At 72.3% G+C, this 17,769-nt stretch carries 17 protein-coding genes; 11 read left to right on the plus strand and 6 right to left on the minus strand.

Annotation, left to right across the window (positions count from 1 at the left end):
• Window positions 1-121 precede the first annotated feature (121 nt).
• The 8 genes from ltrA (at window position 122) to DB32_RS00725 (ending at window position 9,647) form a co-directional block, all read left to right on the plus strand.
• Window positions 122-1,573, plus strand: a complete 1,452-nt coding sequence (gene ltrA, locus DB32_RS00690) for a group II intron reverse transcriptase/maturase (protein ID WP_205627013.1) — start codon at window positions 122-124, stop codon at window positions 1,571-1,573.
• 114 nt (window positions 1,574-1,687) lie between these two features.
• The gene (locus DB32_RS00695) at window positions 1,688-3,070 is read left to right on the plus strand and encodes an alpha/beta hydrolase family protein (RefSeq protein WP_053230474.1); all 1,383 of its coding nucleotides are present in this window, start codon (window positions 1,688-1,690) and stop codon (window positions 3,068-3,070) included.
• A gap of 74 nt (window positions 3,071-3,144) precedes the next feature.
• Window positions 3,145-4,413, plus strand: a complete 1,269-nt coding sequence (locus DB32_RS00700; protein WP_157068557.1) for a hypothetical protein — start codon at window positions 3,145-3,147, stop codon at window positions 4,411-4,413.
• A gap of 51 nt (window positions 4,414-4,464) precedes the next feature.
• On the plus strand, window positions 4,465-4,827 hold the full coding sequence (locus DB32_RS46200; protein ID WP_157068558.1) for a hypothetical protein: 363 nt from the start codon (window positions 4,465-4,467) through the stop codon (window positions 4,825-4,827).
• Window positions 4,824-5,840, plus strand: coding sequence for a hypothetical protein (locus DB32_RS47835; RefSeq protein WP_169791282.1), 1,017 nt, complete (start codon window positions 4,824-4,826; stop codon window positions 5,838-5,840). Before DB32_RS46200 ends, DB32_RS47835 begins: the two co-directional genes overlap by 4 nt.
• Complete coding sequence (locus tag DB32_RS00715; RefSeq protein WP_053230478.1) at window positions 5,840-7,561, plus strand: S1C family serine protease; 1,722 nt, start codon at window positions 5,840-5,842, stop codon at window positions 7,559-7,561. The genes DB32_RS47835 and DB32_RS00715 overlap by 1 nt, the downstream gene beginning before the upstream one ends.
• Window positions 7,561-9,192, plus strand: coding sequence for a hypothetical protein (locus DB32_RS00720; protein WP_053230479.1), 1,632 nt, complete (start codon window positions 7,561-7,563; stop codon window positions 9,190-9,192). The genes DB32_RS00715 and DB32_RS00720 overlap by 1 nt, the downstream gene beginning before the upstream one ends.
• A 59-nt stretch (window positions 9,193-9,251) precedes the next feature.
• Window positions 9,252-9,647: an SRPBCC family protein gene (locus DB32_RS00725; RefSeq protein WP_053230480.1), complete on the plus strand. Its 396-nt coding sequence runs from the start codon at window positions 9,252-9,254 to the stop codon at window positions 9,645-9,647.
• A 28-nt stretch (window positions 9,648-9,675) separates the two neighbouring features.
• Here the strand turns inward: DB32_RS00725 and DB32_RS00730 are convergent, their stop codons facing one another.
• Genes DB32_RS00730 through DB32_RS00745 form a run of 4 tightly spaced genes read right to left on the minus strand, consistent with a single transcriptional unit; the run spans window position 9,676 to window position 12,827 of the window.
• The gene (locus DB32_RS00730; RefSeq protein WP_053230481.1) at window positions 9,676-10,035 is read right to left on the minus strand and encodes a VOC family protein; all 360 of its coding nucleotides are present in this window, start codon (window positions 10,033-10,035) and stop codon (window positions 9,676-9,678) included.
• Window positions 10,036-10,070: 35 nt separating this feature from the next.
• A complete protein-coding gene (locus DB32_RS00735; RefSeq protein WP_053230482.1) occupies window positions 10,071-10,904 on the minus strand; it encodes a helix-turn-helix transcriptional regulator in 834 nt (277 codons plus the stop codon).
• A 56-nt stretch (window positions 10,905-10,960) separates the two neighbouring features.
• Window positions 10,961-11,590 carry a YncE family protein gene (locus DB32_RS00740; protein WP_053230483.1) on the minus strand — a complete coding sequence of 210 codons (630 nt, stop codon included), beginning with the start codon at window positions 11,588-11,590 and terminating at the stop codon, window positions 10,961-10,963.
• Between the two features lie 25 nt (window positions 11,591-11,615).
• Complete coding sequence (locus DB32_RS00745) at window positions 11,616-12,827, minus strand: tetratricopeptide repeat protein (protein WP_053230484.1); 1,212 nt, start codon at window positions 12,825-12,827, stop codon at window positions 11,616-11,618.
• 59 nt (window positions 12,828-12,886) lie between these two features.
• Here DB32_RS00745 and DB32_RS00750 point away from each other — a divergent pair, with 59 nt between their 5' ends.
• The gene (locus tag DB32_RS00750; protein WP_053230485.1) at window positions 12,887-13,813 is read left to right on the plus strand and encodes a hypothetical protein; all 927 of its coding nucleotides are present in this window, start codon (window positions 12,887-12,889) and stop codon (window positions 13,811-13,813) included.
• Window positions 13,814-13,872: 59 nt separating this feature from the next.
• Here DB32_RS00750 and DB32_RS00755 read toward each other — a convergent pair whose 3' ends face one another.
• Together DB32_RS00755 and DB32_RS00760 are read right to left on the minus strand one after the other, a co-directional pair.
• Entirely contained in the window at window positions 13,873-14,895 is a 1,023-nt protein-coding gene (locus DB32_RS00755) for a hypothetical protein (RefSeq protein ID WP_053230486.1), read from the minus strand.
• An 85-nt stretch (window positions 14,896-14,980) separates the two neighbouring features.
• The gene (locus tag DB32_RS00760) at window positions 14,981-16,393 is read right to left on the minus strand and encodes a hypothetical protein (RefSeq protein WP_053230487.1); all 1,413 of its coding nucleotides are present in this window, start codon (window positions 16,391-16,393) and stop codon (window positions 14,981-14,983) included.
• Between the two features lie 92 nt (window positions 16,394-16,485).
• Between DB32_RS00760 and DB32_RS00765 the strand changes: the two genes are divergently transcribed.
• Together DB32_RS00765 and DB32_RS00770 are read left to right on the plus strand one after the other, a co-directional pair.
• Window positions 16,486-16,854, plus strand: coding sequence for a response regulator (locus DB32_RS00765; protein WP_053230488.1), 369 nt, complete (start codon window positions 16,486-16,488; stop codon window positions 16,852-16,854).
• A 113-nt stretch (window positions 16,855-16,967) separates the two neighbouring features.
• Window positions 16,968-17,765 (plus strand): CAP domain-containing protein, encoded by a 798-nt coding sequence (locus DB32_RS00770; RefSeq protein ID WP_053230489.1) that lies wholly within the window; start codon window positions 16,968-16,970, stop codon window positions 17,763-17,765.
• Window positions 17,766-17,769 lie beyond the last annotated feature (4 nt).

Here is a 17,769-nt window from a genome sequence, read left to right on the forward strand (position 1 = left end):
GAGAGGCCCGTCTGCGCAGCCCTCGTCGGGGCGAAGCGCGCCGTATAAGCCGAAGGCGAAATCGGCCGCCGCGCAGCGGGAGTCCGAGGGGATCGTAGTACCGCACGGCATCGCCACGGCGATGTCGACGAACGTCGTGCAGAACAACGCGACGGGAGGGAAGGGTCCCTGGGGCAGTCACGTCGAGGAAGCAGGTAAGCGCGAGGGAATGGCCGGCAGGACCGGACCTAACGACCCCGGCGGCCGTAGGCCGCGCGAAGAAGTGCGACAACTGCAGAGGCGACTGTGGGTCGCGGCCAAGCGAGCACCTGGAAGACGTTTTCACGCTCTTTATGACCACATCTGGAGGAGTGACGTCCTTCGGGAAGCGTGGAAGCGAGTCGAGGCGAACAAGGGCGCGGCGGGCGTCGATGGCCAGACGATCGCCGAGGTGAAGCAGTACGGAGTCGAGCGCTTCCTCGAAGAGCTCGGCGAGGCACTGCGGAGCAAGACGTACCGGCCCGAGGTGGTGCTGCGCCGGTACATCCCGAAGGCAGATGGAAGGAAGCGGCCGCTGGGGATTCCGACGGTCCGGGATCGAGTGGTCCAGATGGCGGCGAAGCTGGTGCTGGAGCCGATCTTCGAGGCGGACTTTCTTCCGTGCTCGTGGGGCTTCCGGCCGAAGCGGGGCGCGCTGGGTGCGCTGGAGACGCTGAGGAAGCTCGGCGCGAAGAGGCATCACCACGTGCTCGACGCCGACATCCGCGACTACTTCGGGAGCATCGATCACGACAAGCTGATGAAGCTGGTCGCTCGACGCATCTCGGATCGGCGGATGCTCAAGCTGGTGCGGCAGTGGCTCGAAGCGGGCGTGATGGACGGGGGCGTCGTGACTCGCAACATCGCGGGAACGCCGCAGGGCGGAGTCATCTCTCCGCTGCTCTCGAACATCTACCTGCACGTGCTCGACGTGACGTGGATGCGTAAGAGCGCCCCGCTCGGGACGCTGGTGCGCTACGCGGACGACTTCGTCGTGATGTGCAAGACGAAGCGCGAGTGCGAAGAGGCAGAGAGGCGCATTCGAGTCATCCTCGGGCGCCTCGGTCTCGAGCTGCATCCGGACAAGACGAGGCGAGTCGAGCTCTACGACGGCAAGCAGGGCTTCGATCTTCTCGGACATCACCTGCACAAACGCATGAGCGGAGCGCTGTGGGAGAAGAAAGGCAGACGCCTCTATTTCCTGCATCGCTGGCCGTCCGCGCGCGCGATGAAGCGGGTGAGACAGCGCGTGAAGGAGCTGACTCCGATGAGGCGGTGCCACGCGGATCTCCGCGAGGTGATCGCCGATCTCAACCCCGTGCTGCGGGGCTGGGGCAACTACTTCCGCACCGGAAATGCCGCCAAGAAATTCAACCAACTCGACAGCTACGTCTGGCGTCGGCTGCGGGACCTGCGCGTGGAGCGCAAGGGCCGGCATCTGAAGCCGGGGGAGTCGAGCAGGTGGACGCGCGAGTACTTCTGGAGCCTCGGACTTCATCGCCTGCGAGGGACCGTGCAGTACCCCGAGCGAGCCTTCTTCCAGGAGGTCGCGTAATGCAGCGACTCGAGAGACTGCCCGTAAGCCGTGTGCGGGAAATCCGCACGCACGGTTTGAACGGGGGTCTTGACCAACCGCCGGCGCAGGCCGGTAGCAGGTAAGGATCTACCAATGACGTCGCTGCGCGCTCCGCTGTGGGTCTCGATGCTGCTCGCGCTCTGCGCGTGCGACGACGGTGCGCCGGCCGAGCCGCTCGATGCGTCGACACCGACGCCCGACGCGCCCGCGGCGCGCGCGTGGTCGTTCGAGACGATCGCGACGCAGACGATCACCGCGGTCGAGGTTCCGCGCCAGGTCGAGCTCGTGCGCGCGACGCGGCCCGACGGCGCGTCGAGCTACCTGCTCTACGTGCCCGCCGCGGCGGCCGGCGCGCCGCTCGTCGTGATGAACGAGCCCTACGCGGGCATCCGCTGGACCGGCGAGGACGTCGACGCGCGCTGGGCCGCGCTCGGCGCGGGCGTGCATCCCGACGTCGACGCGGCCGGGTACGACGGCGACGACGTGATCGCGTACCAGGAGCAGACGGTGCAGCAGGCGGTCGACGGCGCGATCGCGTGGCTCGTCAACGGCTTCGCCGTCGTGCACGCGTACGCGCGCTTCTACGGCGGCGGCTCGCTCGAGGACGACGTGCTCGACGCCGCCGCGCCCTATCACTTCGCGCTCTCGCGCGCCGGCGACGGCTCGCTCGACGTCGCGCGCATCGGCGCGTTCGGCGGATCGTGGGGCGGGATGATGGCGCTCTACGGCGCGTCGCGCGCCCCCGAGGGCGCCGCGCCCGTCGCGGTCGTCGCGCTCGCGCCGCCGAGCGACTTCGCCGATCTCTGGGCGCACACCGACGCGCTGCCCGGCGTGTTCCCGCAGCCCGACGCGGCGCGCGCGTTCTACTCGCCGTACCGGCGGCGCATCGCCGCTGCGACCGGCGGTGCGCCCGGCGAGGGCGACTTCGCGCCCTATCGCGCCGACGCGCTCTGCGCGGGGCTGCGCGGCCGCGCGCTCGTGCCGCACGACGAGTGGGACGTGCTCGTGCCCTTCGCGCAGACCACCACGCTCGAGTCGACCTGCGGCGATCGCGTCGAGCCGCTGATCTGGCATCGCCAGGGCGCGACGATCGACTACGCGCGCGTCGGCCTCGATCACGGTCCGCTCACGCAGGAGCCCGGCTTCGCGAGCTGGACGACGTTCGCGATCACCTGGCTCGCGAGCGAGCTCGCGGGCCCGAGCGCGCCGCTCGTGGTGACCGTCGGCGCGAGCGCGGGGCTCGAGGCGTTCCTCGGCACGGTGCGCGACGAGCAGCTCGCAGGAGGCGATCCGATCGAGGCGCTGCCGCGCCTGCGCGAGCTCGCCGCGCCGCGGGTGCGCGCGTGGGACGTGGCGAGCGAGACGTTCGTGCTCGGCGCCGACTTGCTCGCGACCGCGGTGAACGCGGTGTACGGCACGACCTACGACGGCGCGACGCTGCGCGCCGCGCTCGACGATGGCCTGCCGACGCCCTGATCGCCTGGCCCTCGGCGCGTCCGCGCCTACGCTGTCCGCGCGTGCTGCGCGATGCGGCGCGCGGAGGATCGGCGATGGAGCGACTGCGGCGGGTGGCGTGTGTGATCGCGATCGGTGCGCTGATGGGCGCGTGTGGGAGCGGCACCAGCCAGTCCCCGACCGAGCGCGGCCCGTCGGCGCACAGCACCGAGCCGCTCGTCACACCGGACGACGACGCGCCCGCACCCGTCGCGCAGCCCGAGCCGATCGCGCAGCCCGAGCCCGCGACGACGCCGGAGCCCGAGCCCGTCGCGCAGCCCGAGCCCACGCCGGTGCAGACGACGACACCGCCGTCGCGTGATCGCTTCGCGTTCTTCGTCAGCGGTCACAGCCTCACCGACGACCCGCTCGCCGATCGCATCGTCGACATCGCGCGCGGCCTCGGTGTGAGCGCGCAGTACAACGAGCAGATCGGCATCGGCTCGCCGATCCGCCTGCGCACCCGCGGCATGGACGATCGCCCCGGGCTCTGGGCGGGCTACCGCACCGGCAAGAACCGCGGCGGCACCGAGGGCCTCGACGTGATCGCGGAGCTGCGCGCGCCGCGCACCATCGAGGGCCGCTACGACGCGCTGATCATCACCGAGCGCCACGACCTCGTCGACGTGCTGATGTGGGAGAACACGGTGCGCCACCTGCGCCACTTCCACGATCGCCTCACGGCCGGGAACCCGCAGGCGACGACGTACCTCTACGAGTCGTGGCTGGGCGTGCGCGACCTCGCCGATCCGCGCGACTGGATCGCGTACGAGCGCGCCGCGCAGCCGGTGTGGGACTGCGTCGCGGATCGCGTCGAGCTCTCGCTGCGCGACGAGCGTCGCCCGTCGCACGTGCGCTCGATCCCGACCAACGCCGCGCTCGCGCTGCTGGTCGAGCGTGCGGTCGCGGGGCGCGTCGACGGCCTGCGCGGCGCGAACGCGCGCGCGATCACGCAGCGCATCTTCCACGACGACGTGCACATGACCCCGCTCGGCGTGTACTTCGTCGCGCTCGTCACCTCGGCGGTGGTGCTCGAGCGCTCGCCGGTCGGCGCGCCGGTGCCGCCGGGGATCGAGCCCGCGCTCGCCGCGTCGCTCCAGTCGATCGCGTGGGAGGCCGCCCGCGCGCACGCCGCGCGCACGCCGCGGACGCCCGCGCAGTGCCGGGCGCTGATGCGCGACTCGTTCTGCGCGCAGTACGGCGCGTACACCCGGCGCACCGACGGCGTCGAGAACTGCCGCCGCACGTTCGCCGACGGGAACGCCGAGGGCCCGTTCCACCACGATCCGGCGTCCGACGCGTCGCGCTGGTTCGCGGCGCCGTGACGACGGATATTTCGGTTCACGGCGCGTCCTGGTTCGTGGGGAATGCGCCGCATGCTCCGGACGCTGTTCCCAGCGCTGGCGTGCGTCGCGTTGCTCGTGCTCGCGCCCGTGTGCCGTCGTTCCCAGACACGCCCACTCGCAGCGGCGAGCGTCGCTTGCAGCCCACCGTGCTCTCCCGGCTTCGCGTGCGTCCCGCCCGGCGCGTGCATTCCCGTGTGCACGCCGGCGTGCGAGCCGGGCTGGGCGAGCTCGAACGGCAGCTGCATCCCGCTCTGCAACCCGGGGTGCGGACCGGGCACGCACTGCGCCGAGGATCGCGTCTGCCGTCCCGGCGCAGCGCTTCCGCCGCGCGGCGGTGAGCCCACGCAGGAGTGGTGGCCCGCGCCGCCGCAGCACCCGGGCTCGGGCGCGTGAGGGCCGCGCTCTCGGTCCTCGCCGCGATCGCGCTCGCGGGGTGCATCTGCGGTCCGGGCGAGACGCTCTGCGAGGGTCGCTGCGTCGATCTGCACAGCGATCTCGAGAGCTGCGGCGGCTGCGGCTTCACGTGCTCGACGGCGTGCGTCGACGGCGCGTGCCTGCCGGGGCGCCGGTGCGACTCGATCGCCGACTGCGACGACGGGCTCGCGTGCAATGGTCGCGAGGGTTGCGTCGGCTTCGTCGGTGGGGTCGCGACGTGTCGGGCGGGCGAGCCCGTGGTCTGCGACGACGGCGTGATGTGCACGCGTGATCGCTGCGCCGAGCCCTCGGGAACGTGCGAGGCGGTGCCCGACGACACGCGCTGCTCGGGCGGTCGCTGCACCGGCGAAGGCGTGTCGGGCTGCGCGTTCGCGTGCGCGCGAACGCCGTGCGGCGTCGTCGAGCCGCAGTGTGGATGTGCCGACACCGAGGGCTGCTACCTCGGCGACGACGGCGCCGCGTGCCTGCCCGCGGGCTTCCTCGAGGAAGGCGCGCCGTGCGCGACGGTCAACGACTGCCGTCCCGGCCTCGCGTGCGCCGACTGGTCGATCGACCTCGATCGCCCGGACGTCCGCTGCGTCGCGCTCTGCTCGGAGCACTCGGACTGCGCGAGCCGCGTGTGCGCGACGACCGGCGTCCCCGGGGTCTCGGAGCGTGTCGGTCGATGCGGATCGAATTGCCGCCCTCACGATCACGGCAGCTGCTGGAACGACATGGCCTGCGTGGTGCTCGGGACGTCGACGCTCACCTGGACGCAGTGCGTGAGCGGGTACGGCACCGCGCGACAGGGCGAGCCCTGCGAGACGGACGCGAGCTGCGCGCCCGAGCACGTCTGCATCCGCACCGACGTGGGGCTCCGCTGCGCGCACTGGTGCCGCAGCGCCGCCGACTGCCCGTCGACGTCGCACTCCTGCTGGCCGCTCGACCCCGAGGTCGTGCTCGCGGGCGTCTCCTACGGAGTCTGTCTCTGATGCGCCGCTCCACGTGCTGGTCGCTCCTGATCACGCTGCTGCTCGGCGCGCGCATCGCGTCCGCGCAGGACGCCGTGCCACCGACCGACGCGCCCGCCGCGGCAGTCGCGCCGCCGAGCGATCCGCTCGGGTACTCGACGATCGATCGCGCGACCGTGCGCGTGTTCGCGGTGCGCGGCGTCGACGCGATGCGCATCGACAGCCAGTCGGGCCGAGCGCGCATGCTCGCGACACCCGACGCCGGCCACGGCAGCGGCGTCCTCGTCGATCCGAGCGGCATCGTGGTCACCGCCGCGCACGTCGTGTCCGACGCAGCGCTGCTCGCGGTGTGGGTCCCGGGGCACGACCGCGCGTTCCCCGCTGCCGTGATCCATCGCGACACCGAGCGCGACATCGCGTTCCTCGCGGTCGGCGCGACGTTCGAGTCCTTCGTCGCGCTCGAGGAGCGACCGGCGCTCCACGTGCGACAAGAGGTGCACGCGATCGGCTATCCGCTCGATCCGCGCCGCACCGATCCGCAGTCGAGCCGCGGCATCGTGTCCGGCGTGCTGCCCGAGGGCTTCCTGCAGCTCGACATGGCGCTCAACCCGGGCAATTCGGGCGGTCCGCTGATCGACGCGGACGAGCGCATCGTCGGCTTCGTCGTCGCGCGCGGGAACCCCGAGGCCGGCGTGCAGAGCATCGGGTTCGCGCAGCCGGTCGGTCCGGTGATCGAGCTCCTCCGCGCCCACGTGACGGGCTCGAGCGCGCTCGAGACGGCGCGCGCGCGGCTCACGGACGGCGCGCGCTCCACGGAGATCGCGGATCTCGTCGCGCTGCTGGTGCGCGTCGGCGCGCACGAGCTCATCCGCGACGTGATCGCGGTGCTCGACGACGGGCGCCACAGCGAGATCCTCGATCGGCTGCGCCGGCTCTCGGAGTCGACGCAGGACCCCGAGGTGCTCGCGCTCACCGCCGCGTACTTCTGGGACGCCGCGGCGGTCGTGCTCGAGCGCGCCGGCGGTGCGATGCGCGCGTCGCAGCTCCCCGAAGGTCCGGAGCGCACGCTCGTGATCGAGCTCCTGCGTCGCTCGGTCGCGCTCTGCCATCGCGCGGCGCAGCTCGATCCGCTGTTGCCGCGTCGCGCGCCGTTCGTCGCGCGCGTCGTCTACTACTTCGACGCGGAGCCGCACGACGAGGCGCCGCAGGTCATCACGCCGGTCGTCGCGGTGACGCCCGACACGACCGTCGACGTGCCCGCGCCGCCGGCGATCACGCCCGCGCGACCGCCCTCGCCGTATCGCGATCCGCGCGTGCTCTACCGGTTCGGCATCGCGGCGCTGACCGCGCCGAGCGGCGGCTTCGCGCTCGACGTCGGCGCCGCGTCGTTCGGCGTCGCATGGTCGCCCGCCACGCTGCGCCTCGGGCTGCTCGCGCTCGACGCGCGCATCGGCGGCACGTTCACCGGCGGAAGCTGGAGCGGCGAGGGGCTCTTCTCCGCGCACTTCGACGTCGGCGCGACGGTGCGGCTCGGCGAGCGCTACGGCGCGGCGATCGGCGCCGCGTGGACGCCGGGCGGGCTGTGGAGCGGGCAGGCGAGCGGGCTCACCGTCGCGGGTTGGCGCGCGTTCGCGGGCGTGCAGCTCGACGTCGCGACCGTCGGCCTCGGATGGCGCGGGATGCAGCTCGATCGCGCCCCCGCGTTCCACGCGCTCGAGGCGTACGTGGAGCTCGGCTGGTGATGCGCGCACGGCTGTCGTCGATCGCGCTCGCGTGGGCCCTCGCGTCGTGCGTGTGCGGGCCGGGACAGAGCCTCTGCGGCGATCGATGCGTCGACCTCGCGAGCACGCCGACCGACTGCGGCGCGTGTGGGCGCGCGTGCCCGACGCCGTGGACCTGCGAGCGCGGCGAGTGCGCGCCCCCGCCGGGCGTGTGCCGCACGCCGTGCGGCGCCGGCGAGGCGTGCGTCGACGGCGTCTGCGTCTGCGCTGCGGGCCTGACGGACTGCGGCAACGCGTGCGTCGATCTCGCGCGCGACCCGTCGAGCTGCGGCGCGTGCGGCGAGCCGTGTCCGGCCGGCGCGTCGTGCGAAGGGGGCGCGTGCGTGTGCCCGCCGTCCGCGCCCGACACCTGCGACGGCGCGTGCGTCGATCTCACGACCGACGTCGCGCACTGCGGCGCATGCGGCACCGCGTGCCCCGAGACCGCGCGCTGCGCGAGCGGCGCGTGCGCGTGCCCCGGCGCGCTCGCGCTCGCGTGCGACGGCGCGTGCGTCGACGGCGCGACCGACCCGCGCCACTGCGGCGCGTGCGGCAGCGGGTGCACGATCGAGTGCGACGGCGGCGCGTGTCTCTCGGTGCGCGAGGTCGCGATCGGCGGCTCGCACGTCGTGGTCCTGATGAGCGACGAGGTGCCGTGGACGTGGGGCTACAACGTCTACTGCCAGCTCGGCGACGGCACGTGCTCCACCCGCGGCGAGCGCCCCGAGCGCGTGTATCCGCTCGATCGCATCAGCCAGATCACGGCGGGGCAGGGCCACACCTGCGCGCGCGTCGGCGGCGAAGCGTACTGCTGGGGATGGAACGAGGACGGACAGCTCGGCGTCGGCAACACCGAGTTCGCGTACCGCAGCGCGCTCCGCATCTTCACCGCGGGCGTGGCGGAGATCGACGCGGGCTACCGCACGACGTGCGTGCGCGGCGTCGACGGAACCGTCTGGTGCTGGGGCGACGAGCAAGAGGGGCTCGCCGCGTCGCCGGGCGCCGGCGCGATCTCGACGCCGGTGCAGTGGAGCACGTTCGACGACGTGATCGACGTCGACGTCGGCGGCGAGGTCTGCGTGCGGCGCGCGAGCGGCGCCGTGCACTGCAGCGCGTTCGGCAGCGAGGGATCGTGGCCGCGCGAGGTCCCGGCGTGGCACGGCGCGTCGCAGGTCGCGGTCGGCAGCGAGCACGCGTGCGCGATCGTCGCGGGCTCGGTGTCGTGCACCGGGCGCAACCGCTACGGACAGATCGGCAACGGCGCGGTCTCCTCGACGGCGTGGGTCGCGCCGACGACCGTCCCGGTCGGCGAGACGGTGGTCGAGATCGCGCTCGCGACCAGCACGACCTGCGCGCGCGGCGCGAGCGGTCGCGTGTACTGCTGGGGCTCGGGCTACGACGAGCTCACCGGTCCGTTCGGCGACCGCGAGACGCCCACGCCGCAGCCGATCCCGTCCACGGCCGGCGCGCAGCGTCTCGTGTGCGGGATGTCGACGTGCTGCGTGCACTTCGGCGGCACCGACCTGCGCTGCTGGGGCAACGACTACAACGGCGAGCTCGCGGACGGCATGTTCCGGGAGGATCGCGACACGCCGTACCCCGTGCAGTGGTGACGAGCGCGCGCAGCAAGATCCTCCTGGTCCCGGCGCGCCGCGCGCGATAGCTCGAACGGATGGCATCCATCCGACGAGAGATCTCGATCGACGCGCCTGCCGATCGTGTGTGGGGCGCGTTCCGTGACGTGGGCGCGGTGCACACGAAGCTCGCGAGGGGCTTCGTCACCGACTGCCGCCTCGAGGACGGCGCGCGCGTGGTCACGTTCGCGAACGGCTTCGTCGCGCGCGAGCTGCTCGTCGACGTCGACGACGCGCGCCGCCGCATCGCGTACTCCGCGCGCGCCGAGCGCATCGCGCACCACCACGCCTCGTTCGAGGTGATCGCCGAGGGCGACGCGCGCACGCGCGTGATCTGGGTCGCCGACGTGCTGCCGAACGAGATGGCGGGCCCGATCGCGGCGATGATGGACCAGGGCTGCGCCGCGATGAAGAAGACGCTCGAGAGCGCGTGACGTCTCCATCGCGGCGCGCCCGCGCGCGTCACTCCATGCAGACCGCCTCGACGTTGTGCCCGTCGGGGTCGAGCAGGAACGCCGCGTAGTAATTCGGCGCGTAGTCGGCGCGCACGCCGGGCGCGCCGTGGTCACGCCCGCCCGTGTCGACGCCGGCCGCGTGGAAGCGATCGACCGCGCGTCGATCGCTCGCGCGCAGCGCGAGGTGCGCCGTCGTGGTCACCGTGTCGCTCGCATACAGCCACAGCGCGGGCGCGTCCTTCGGGCCGAAGCCCGCGCTCGTCGAATCGTGTGCGCAGAGCACATATCCGAGCGGCGCGAGCGCCGCTTCGTAGAAGCGCACGCTGCGCGCGAGATCCTTCACCTTCAGTCCGACGTGATCGATCACGAGAGCCCTCCGTGGTTTCGAGAGAGGCTCGTGTGTCAGATCGCGTTGCGCGCCTCTTGGCAGATCTTGCGGCGCCCGCGCGCGACGTCGCGATACGCACGCGGCGTGAGCCCGGCCGCGCGCCGGAACGTGCGCACGAAGTTGCTGAGATCGCCGAAGCCCACGTCGAACGCGATCTCCGCGATCGCGCGATCGCCCTCCGAGAGCGCGTGCGCCGCGCGGCGGATGCGCGCGCGCACGAGGTACTGGTGCGGCGTGACGCCGACGACGCTCGAGAACACGCGCAGGAAGTGGAACGGGCTCAGATCGACCTCGCGCGCGGTGCGCTCGAGATCGATCTCCTCGCGCGAGCACGCATCGAGGAAGAGCGCGGCGTCGATCGCGCGCCGGCGATCGCGCGCGCCCGCCTTCGTCGGTGTGGGCGTGCGGCCGAGCGCGAGCGCGACGAAGCGATGCGCCAGCGCGAGCCCGATCTCGTCGAGCCCCACGTCGCTCGCGCCCGACGCCGCCGCCTGCGCGAGCTCGCCGAGCACGACGATCTCGGGCAGGGGCGGCAGCGCCGCGACGCGCGTGAACGCATCACCGAACGCGCCGACGAGCGCGGGCGAGAGCTGGAACGACAGGCACTCGTCCCCGCACGCGTGCTCGTGGCTGCACACGTACTCGTCGCCGGGACGGCCGACGAGCACCGAGCCCGGGACCAGCTCGTGCCGCACGCCGCGCGTGCGATATCCGAACGTGCCCTTGCGGACGTACGCGAGCGTGTGCGCGCGATGCTGCTCGGGGAACGGCACGCTGCCGAGCCCGACGGTGCATCGGTAGTCGATCACCGAGAGCATCGCGCACTGCATGAGGGCTCGCGCCGGCATCGCGCGATCCTACCTCCCGCAGCGGGTCCGGAGCGGCTTGGCGAAAGTTGCGATCGTCAGCGCTTGCGGCGCACCAGCCGGAGCCGGCCGTTCTCGCCAGCGCACCAGAAGCCGCCGTCGCGCGTGCCCTCGATGCCGGCGACGCGCGGGACCGGCACGCGCATCGCCTCCTCGACCGTGCCGTCCTCGCCGAGCCGCCGCAGCTCGCACGGCTCCCCGTCCTTCATCGTCCCGTGCCACAGCGCTCCGTCGATCACCGACACGCCGGTCACGAATCGATCCGACGTCAGCGTGCGCACCACCTCGCCGGTCTTCGCGTCGACCTTGTGGATGCGCGCGCCGCGGCCCTGCCCGATCCACAGGTGCCCGTCGGCCCACGCCATGCCGGTGTCGTCGCCCTTGCCCGGCGCGGGCATCGTGCGCACCACCCGACCATCGCGCGGATCGAGCACCAGGATCGTGCCCTTCGCGAGCTGGTAGAGATGCTCTCCGTCGAACGCGGTGCCCGCGTCCGCCGCGCCCACCGGCAGACGGCGCACCACCTCGTCGCGCGCGGGATCGAACGCGACCAGCTCTCCGTCGCGCGCGAACCACACGAGCGCGTGGTCGATCGTCACGCCGTGCATGCGCCCTCCGTCGGCGACCGGCACCACCTCGCGCACCACCTCTGCTTCGCTCTGCATCATCGCGTCACCTCCTACGAAGAGCGATCTACGACGCGGGCAGCAGACCGAGGAGTAACATCCGCGACGCGATGGGCGTGCCCGGCCGCGCGTACCGCACGCGCGCGCCGCGCCCCGTGCGGATCGCACGCCCGCTCTCGACGAGCGATGCGAGCGCGCGCTGCACCGTGCGGATCGAGAGCCTGGTGTGCGTCGCGACCTCGCGCGCCGACCACGACGCGCCGTCGCCCAGCAGCAGCGCGATCCGCGCGCCCTCGCCGTCGTCGTGCGGCGAGAGCACGACGACCTCGCGCTGCGACACGAGCGCGTAGCCTTCCTTCGTCGCGACGGGCTCCGCGGCGAGACCGAGCATCGCCTTGCGCAGCCGCCCGACCTCGACGCGCAGCCGCGCGCGGTGCGAGGGGTTCACGCGCCGCACGTCGAACGCACGCGCCGCGAGCTCGTCGCGCCCGATCCCACCGGGCCATGCGCGCGCGAGCTCGAGCAAGAGCGCGAAGAGCACGGGCCGACGCCCGAGCCGCACGATCAGCCGCGCGCCGATCGCGACGCGCCGGCACCCGTCGATCAGCAACACCTCGCCGCGCGAGAGCTCCTCGATCGCGAAGAGATCCGCGTCGCTCGAGACACCGTCGCGCACGACCCGCGCGACCGGCGCCGAGAGCTCGCGCTCGAGCGAGACCAGCGCGCGAGACAGCAGCTCGTGGGGCGCGACGTCGAGCGCCGCGCGCGCGCGTCCCAGCGCATCGCGCGACTCCGACGCGGCGAGCGCGCGCATCGCGATCTCGGCCTGCGCGAGCGACGCGACCGCGCGCAGATCGGCGGGCTGCTCTCGCGAGAGCACGTCCTCCACGACGCCTCGCGCTTCGGGGAGCCGACCGCGCAGCACCTCGGCGCGCGCGAGCACGAGCCGCTGCATCGCCGCGTTGCGCGGATCTCCGAGCGCCTCGAGCGCGCTCGCGCATGCGATCGCCTCGCGCGCGGCGCGCGCCGGGTCGCCGCTCGCGAGCGCGATCTCGGCCAGCGCGGCGCGCGCGCGCGAGGTCGTGTGCGCATCCGTCGAACGCTCCGACGCGTCCTCGAGCGCCCCGCGCGCGAGCTCGAGATCGCCGAGCTGCGCATACGCGATGCCGCGCAGCGTGAGCCCGAGCGCGCTCTCGTCGCGCCCCGCGATCCCGAGCGCGTGCAGCGCATCGCCGCGCGCGAGCGCGCGCGCCGCCTCACCGAGCGCTCCGTCGATCATCGCCGCGAGGATGTCACGCGCGAGGGCTCGACGGCCCGCGATCGACTACGCTCTCCGACATGCCCACCGCACGTCGCACCGCTCTCCTCGTCGCGATCACCGCGCTCGCGCTCCCCGGCTGCTCGGAGCGCTCGGGCGACCCATTCCGCCCGGGCACGCTGTCCGACGGCGGCTCGCAGAGCGACGGCGGGGGCACGCCGATCACGCCGCGGCCCGACGGCAGCACCGCGTCGTCGTGCGTCGCGCAGGCGCGCTGGATCTACCTCGTCGACAGCGCGAACGCGCTGCTCCGGTACGAGCCCGACAGCGGCTCGCTCACCTCGATCGGCACGCTCGCGTGCCCGTCTTCCGGAACGCCGTTCTCGATGGCCGTCGATCGCAACGCGACCGCGTACGTGCTCCACAACGACCACCGCATCTACCGCGTGAGCACCACCGACGCGTCGTGCACCGCGACGACGTTCGCGCCCGATCAGATGGGCTTCGAGCTCTTCGGCATGGGGTTCGTCGCCGACGCGTCGGGCAGCGCCAACGAGACGCTCTTCATCTCGGGCGGGCCCGAAGAGGGCATCGGCAGCGGCCGGTCGGTGCTCGGCCGCATCGACGTGGGCTCGTGGACGGTCTCGCGCATCGGCAACGTCGACGGCTCGCCCGAGCTCACCGGGACGGGCACCGCGGAGCTCTGGGGCTTCTTCCCCGATGGAGATCCGATGGCGGTGCGCCAGCTCGACAAGACCACCGCGGCCACGATCACCGAGATCGACGTCTCGAGCATCGACCCGTCGATCATCCCCACGCCGGCGGCGTGGGCCTTCGCGTTCTGGGGTGGCCGTTATTACATCTTCTATCAGGGCGCATTCGACGACTCGACTGGCATCTATCGAGTCACGCCCGGCAGCACGAACGTCGAGACGGTGCGCACCGACATCGGCTATCGCATCGTCGGCGCGGGTGTCTCGACCTGCGCCCCCACGGACCTGATCTGAGCCGGAAAAAAGAGAAAGAGCGCCCGATCCGCGCGGATCGGGCGCTCTTCTTCATTCCGTCACTTCGCCGGCGGCGCGCGATAGGGGAACATCCGATTCCCCTCTTCGACCCAGCCCGACGGGACCTCGCGACAGAGGAAACAGCTCCACACGTCGCTGTAGATCGTGTTGCGACGCAGCGTGACGCTCGGCGACTCGTCGAGGAGGATCTCGATGAGGCTCGGCATGCGGTGATAGAACGTGTTGTTCTCGAACCACTGCTTGCCGATCGAGTCGTCCGCCATCGTCCCGAGCATGATGCCGGAGTTGATGAGCACGTTGCCCGACGCCCAGTTCATGTCGGCGCGGCCGTGCGTGCGGTAGTTGTGCTTCGCGCCGTTCTCGAGCCGATTGTCGACCGTCGCGCTGCGCACCACGTGCACCAGACGCACCGTCGCTTCGGGGCCCTCCGAGCTGAGCTCGTTGCCCGCGAGGATCACGTCCTCGCTCTCGAAATCACCGGAGTCGCCGAACCACACCGAATAACGACCCGCGGTCGCGCGGCTGTTGGTGATCGCGATGCGCTTGCCCGCGCGCATGAGGAACGCAGTGTCCTCGGCGTTCGCCTCGACGGCGTCGAGCAGCACGTCGGTGGTCATCAGGTCTTCGCGATACTGCAGCTGGCCCTCGAACACGGCGGGCAGCTCCATCTCGACGTGATCGACCTCGCCGCCGCGCACCGCGATGCGCTCGAGGCCCTTCGCGATCTGCACCGAGCCCGCGCTCGCGTTCGGCGCGAACTCGATCTCCACGTCCGACGCGGTGACCTTCACGTCACCGTCGAGCGCGCCGGCGACGTGCACGCGCGTGCCGGGCGTCGCCGCTGCCGCGTTCGCCTCCGCGATCGTGCGCGCGTTCACCTCGCGCTCGATCTCGGGCGGCGCGGGCCACTCGATCTCCAGCTCGCTCGGCGGGGTGCCGAGGTCGTAAGGGGCGTCGTCGGGATCCTCGTAGGTCAGCGCGCTCGCGCTCGCCGTGCTCCCCAGCGCGGCGAGCGAGAGAAGAAGAGATCCCGCCCAGTGGGCTCGTTCACGAGAAAACATCGGCCGCCGATGTAGAGCATCTCTCGTGATACGCAAGTACGAATTCTGCGGGAAAAGCGCCCCTACATCGCGGCACCCGGCGCGCTCAGCGCAGGCCCATCGTGGTCAGCACGAGCTCGAAGTTCGCGCGCCGATCGGCGGCTCCGTCGAGCGGTCCGGTGCCGCACGGCGGGTTGTGGCAGCCGCGGTTCACGATGCCCGAGACGCCGTCGATGAACGTGCCGTCGGTCATCCCGCCGTCGACGAACGCGCGCAGCCGATCCTTGTAGACCCATCCGTCCCGCGAGTACGGCTCGACCGAGCTCATCCAATAGAAGAGGCCCGCGATCCACTTCAGCTCGGGGTGCTCGGTGCTCGCGCAGATCGCCTCGGGGTCGCGGCAGAAGTTCACGTCGGGGTAGAGCGCGCCCGCGGGTCGCGGGAAGCGCGCCGGGTCGAGGTGGCCCGCGCCGAGGTAGTGGTTGAGCATCCCGAAGTTGCAGCGACCCGTCGTCTGGATGACGCCGCGGCCCCACCAACAACAGCCCTCCACCGACCCGCCCGAGCCGTCCCACTCGTACCGTCCGGCGCGCTGGCCTTCGTAGACCTCGCACTGCGGGCGCGTCCACGCGTCACCGCCCGGCGCGACGAAGCCCGGCTGCGACGCGGGGTACGGATAGCAGTCGAACCCGTAGTTCCAGCGCCCGGTGCGCCCGTCGCTGCGACCGCTCACCGATGCGAGCGTCGCGTTCGGCGCGCAGAAGAGCGGCCCCGGCGCGCCGTACCACTGCGCGTGCGTGACTGCCGTCATCCGCATCGACGGATCGCGCGGACAGGCCATCTCGCAGTCGTATCCCGCGCCCGCGTAGTCCTGTCCCAACTGACCACATGCGTTCGAGATCGCATATCCGTTGGTCATGTCCCAGTTGTTCTCGTCGCACGCGTCGTAGCGAATCGTCTCCTTCATGCTCTGCGCGAGGAACGCCGCGAGGTTCACGAGCGCATAGCGGCTGCGCGCGGGCTCGGGATCGCCGGGCTCGCCGAGCCAGAGCCGCATGTCGCCGATGCCGCGCGTGTGCATCGTCGTCACCGCCTGCACGAAGTCGCGCCACTTGTAGATGCGCGACGGGCGCCAGCTGAGGTCCGGGTTCTGCGAGATGAGCACTTCCTCGTCGAAGCGCGTGGGATCGCCGAGCAGCACCGAGTCGATCCCCGGCACGCCGCTCACGCGCTCGACGCACTCGCCGTCGACGCACACCGTCCCGCTGCCGCACGCGGGCGCGCAGCTCGCGGGCGCGCCGCCGTCCGTCGTGCCCGACGAGCCTCCGTCGCGGTCGGACGCGGTGCCTCCGTCGCCGTCGATCGGCCCGCCTCCTCCGTCACGCTCGTCGATCGGCGTCGCCCCGTCGCGCCGCGGCGCGCTGCCGCCGTCGCTCGTGTCGTCGGGCGACACCGCGGAGCAGGCTTGGAGCGCGAGCAGCAGCGCCGGAACGATCGTCACGAGTCGGGACACGCTCATTCGAGACCTCCGCGGCTTCGAGTGCGGCGACGCGACGAGATCGGGTCACGCTCGACGTGGGGTGCGCGCGCGCGGGGTCTACATCGGGCGCAGTGCGCCTCCTCGTGCTCGACGACGACGACGATCTGCGCGAGCTGCTCTGTGTGTTCGCCGAGAGCGTCGGCGCGGAGCGCTGCACCTGCGCCGCGTCGTTCGAGCAGCTGCGCGCGGCCGCGAACGACGCGCTCTCCTGCGACGTCGCGATCCTCGACGTGAACCTCGGGCCCGCGGCGCCGAGCGGCGTCGACGCGTACGAGTGGCTCCGCGAGCACCGCTTCGCGGGCGAGATCGTGTTCCTCACCGGGCATGCGCGGTCGCACCCACTCGTGCGTCGCGCGCTCGCGCTGCCCGGGGTGCGGGTGCTCGAGAAGCCGATCGACGTCGAAGTGCTGCGCGCGCTCGTGCAGGGGCGCGCTCCATGATGCGCGCGGAGCGCGGAGCGCTCCGGGCTCCGCGCGGCGCTCCGGATGTTCCGCTGGGCGCGCGAGATCGTTGATCTTTCGGACGCGGTACGCGCCGTGCGACCGCGGGTCTCGTGACCTCACGAGCTCTCCTCGCGATCGCGCTCACCGTGTCGACGGGCTGCGTCGGTGTGCTCGACTCGGGAGGCACGCAGGCGTCGTCCCGACGCGATGGAGGGCGCGAGGTCCCACGCGATCCCCGCGACGGCGGCGCACCGATCGAAGAGGTCGACGCGACCACGCCGCCTCCGCTCGACGACGCGGGCACCTCGATGCCGCCGCCCGCGATCGACGCCGCGACGCCGCCCGCGATCGACGCGGGACCGAGCGATCCCTGCGGAGGCCTCACGCTCGCGGGTCGCTGCGACGGAGACGTCGCGCGCTGGTGCGAGGACGGTGCGATCCGCGAGCAGTCGTGCAGCGACGGATGTGGCGTCGTCGAGGGACGCAGTCGCTGCCTGCCGCCGCCTCCTCCGCCACCGACCGGATGTGCGAGCGCGATCGAAGCGGCGGAGCTCGCGCTCACCAACGCGGCACGGCGCGAGGCGGGCCTCTCCGATCTGGTGTGCGACGAAGGGCTCGCGCGCGCGGCACGCCTGCACTCGCAGGACATGTGCAATCAGAACTACTTCATGCACGACTCGCTCGACGGCCGCTCGTTCGTGGATCGCATCGACGAACAAGGCGTGTCGTGGCGGACGGTCGGCGAGAACATCGCGCATGGCTACACCACGCCGGAGGCGGTGCACACGGGATGGATGAACAGCGACGGTCATCGACGGAACATCCTGAACGGCGCGTTCGGGCGCATCGGGATCGGGTACGTGGAGTGCGGCGGCAGGCCGTACTGGACGCAGGACTTCGCGAACTGACGCG

Origin of the sequence: Sandaracinus amylolyticus, assembly GCF_000737325.1 — a bacterium.
GTDB classification, from domain to species: Bacteria; Myxococcota_A; Polyangia; order Polyangiales; family Sandaracinaceae; genus Sandaracinus; species Sandaracinus amylolyticus.

What these genes read in the sequence shown, in the direction of transcription:
- DB32_RS00725 (WP_053230480.1), top strand. Translation starts at nt 9,252, where the DNA reads ATGGCATCCATCCGACGAGAGATCTCGATCGACGCGCCTGCCGATCGT.
- DB32_RS00745 (WP_053230484.1), bottom strand. Translation starts at nt 12,827, where the DNA reads ATGATCGACGGAGCGCTCGGTGAGGCGGCGCGCGCGCTCGCGCGCGGC.
- DB32_RS00760 (WP_053230487.1), bottom strand. Translation starts at nt 16,393, where the DNA reads ATGAGCGTGTCCCGACTCGTGACGATCGTTCCGGCGCTGCTGCTCGCG.
- DB32_RS00740 (WP_053230483.1), bottom strand. Translation starts at nt 11,590, where the DNA reads ATGATGCAGAGCGAAGCAGAGGTGGTGCGCGAGGTGGTGCCGGTCGCC.
- DB32_RS00715 (WP_053230478.1), top strand. Translation starts at nt 5,840, where the DNA reads ATGCGCCGCTCCACGTGCTGGTCGCTCCTGATCACGCTGCTGCTCGGC.
- DB32_RS00700 (WP_157068557.1), top strand. Translation starts at nt 3,145, where the DNA reads ATGGAGCGACTGCGGCGGGTGGCGTGTGTGATCGCGATCGGTGCGCTG.
- DB32_RS00755 (WP_053230486.1), bottom strand. Translation starts at nt 14,895, where the DNA reads ATGTTTTCTCGTGAACGAGCCCACTGGGCGGGATCTCTTCTTCTCTCG.
- ltrA (WP_205627013.1), top strand. Translation starts at nt 122, where the DNA reads ATGTCGACGAACGTCGTGCAGAACAACGCGACGGGAGGGAAGGGTCCC.
- DB32_RS00720 (WP_053230479.1), top strand. Translation starts at nt 7,561, where the DNA reads ATGCGCGCACGGCTGTCGTCGATCGCGCTCGCGTGGGCCCTCGCGTCG.
- DB32_RS00695 (WP_053230474.1), top strand. Translation starts at nt 1,688, where the DNA reads ATGACGTCGCTGCGCGCTCCGCTGTGGGTCTCGATGCTGCTCGCGCTC.
- DB32_RS00735 (WP_053230482.1), bottom strand. Translation starts at nt 10,904, where the DNA reads ATGCCGGCGCGAGCCCTCATGCAGTGCGCGATGCTCTCGGTGATCGAC.
- DB32_RS46200 (WP_157068558.1), top strand. Translation starts at nt 4,465, where the DNA reads ATGCTCCGGACGCTGTTCCCAGCGCTGGCGTGCGTCGCGTTGCTCGTG.
- DB32_RS00750 (WP_053230485.1), top strand. Translation starts at nt 12,887, where the DNA reads ATGCCCACCGCACGTCGCACCGCTCTCCTCGTCGCGATCACCGCGCTC.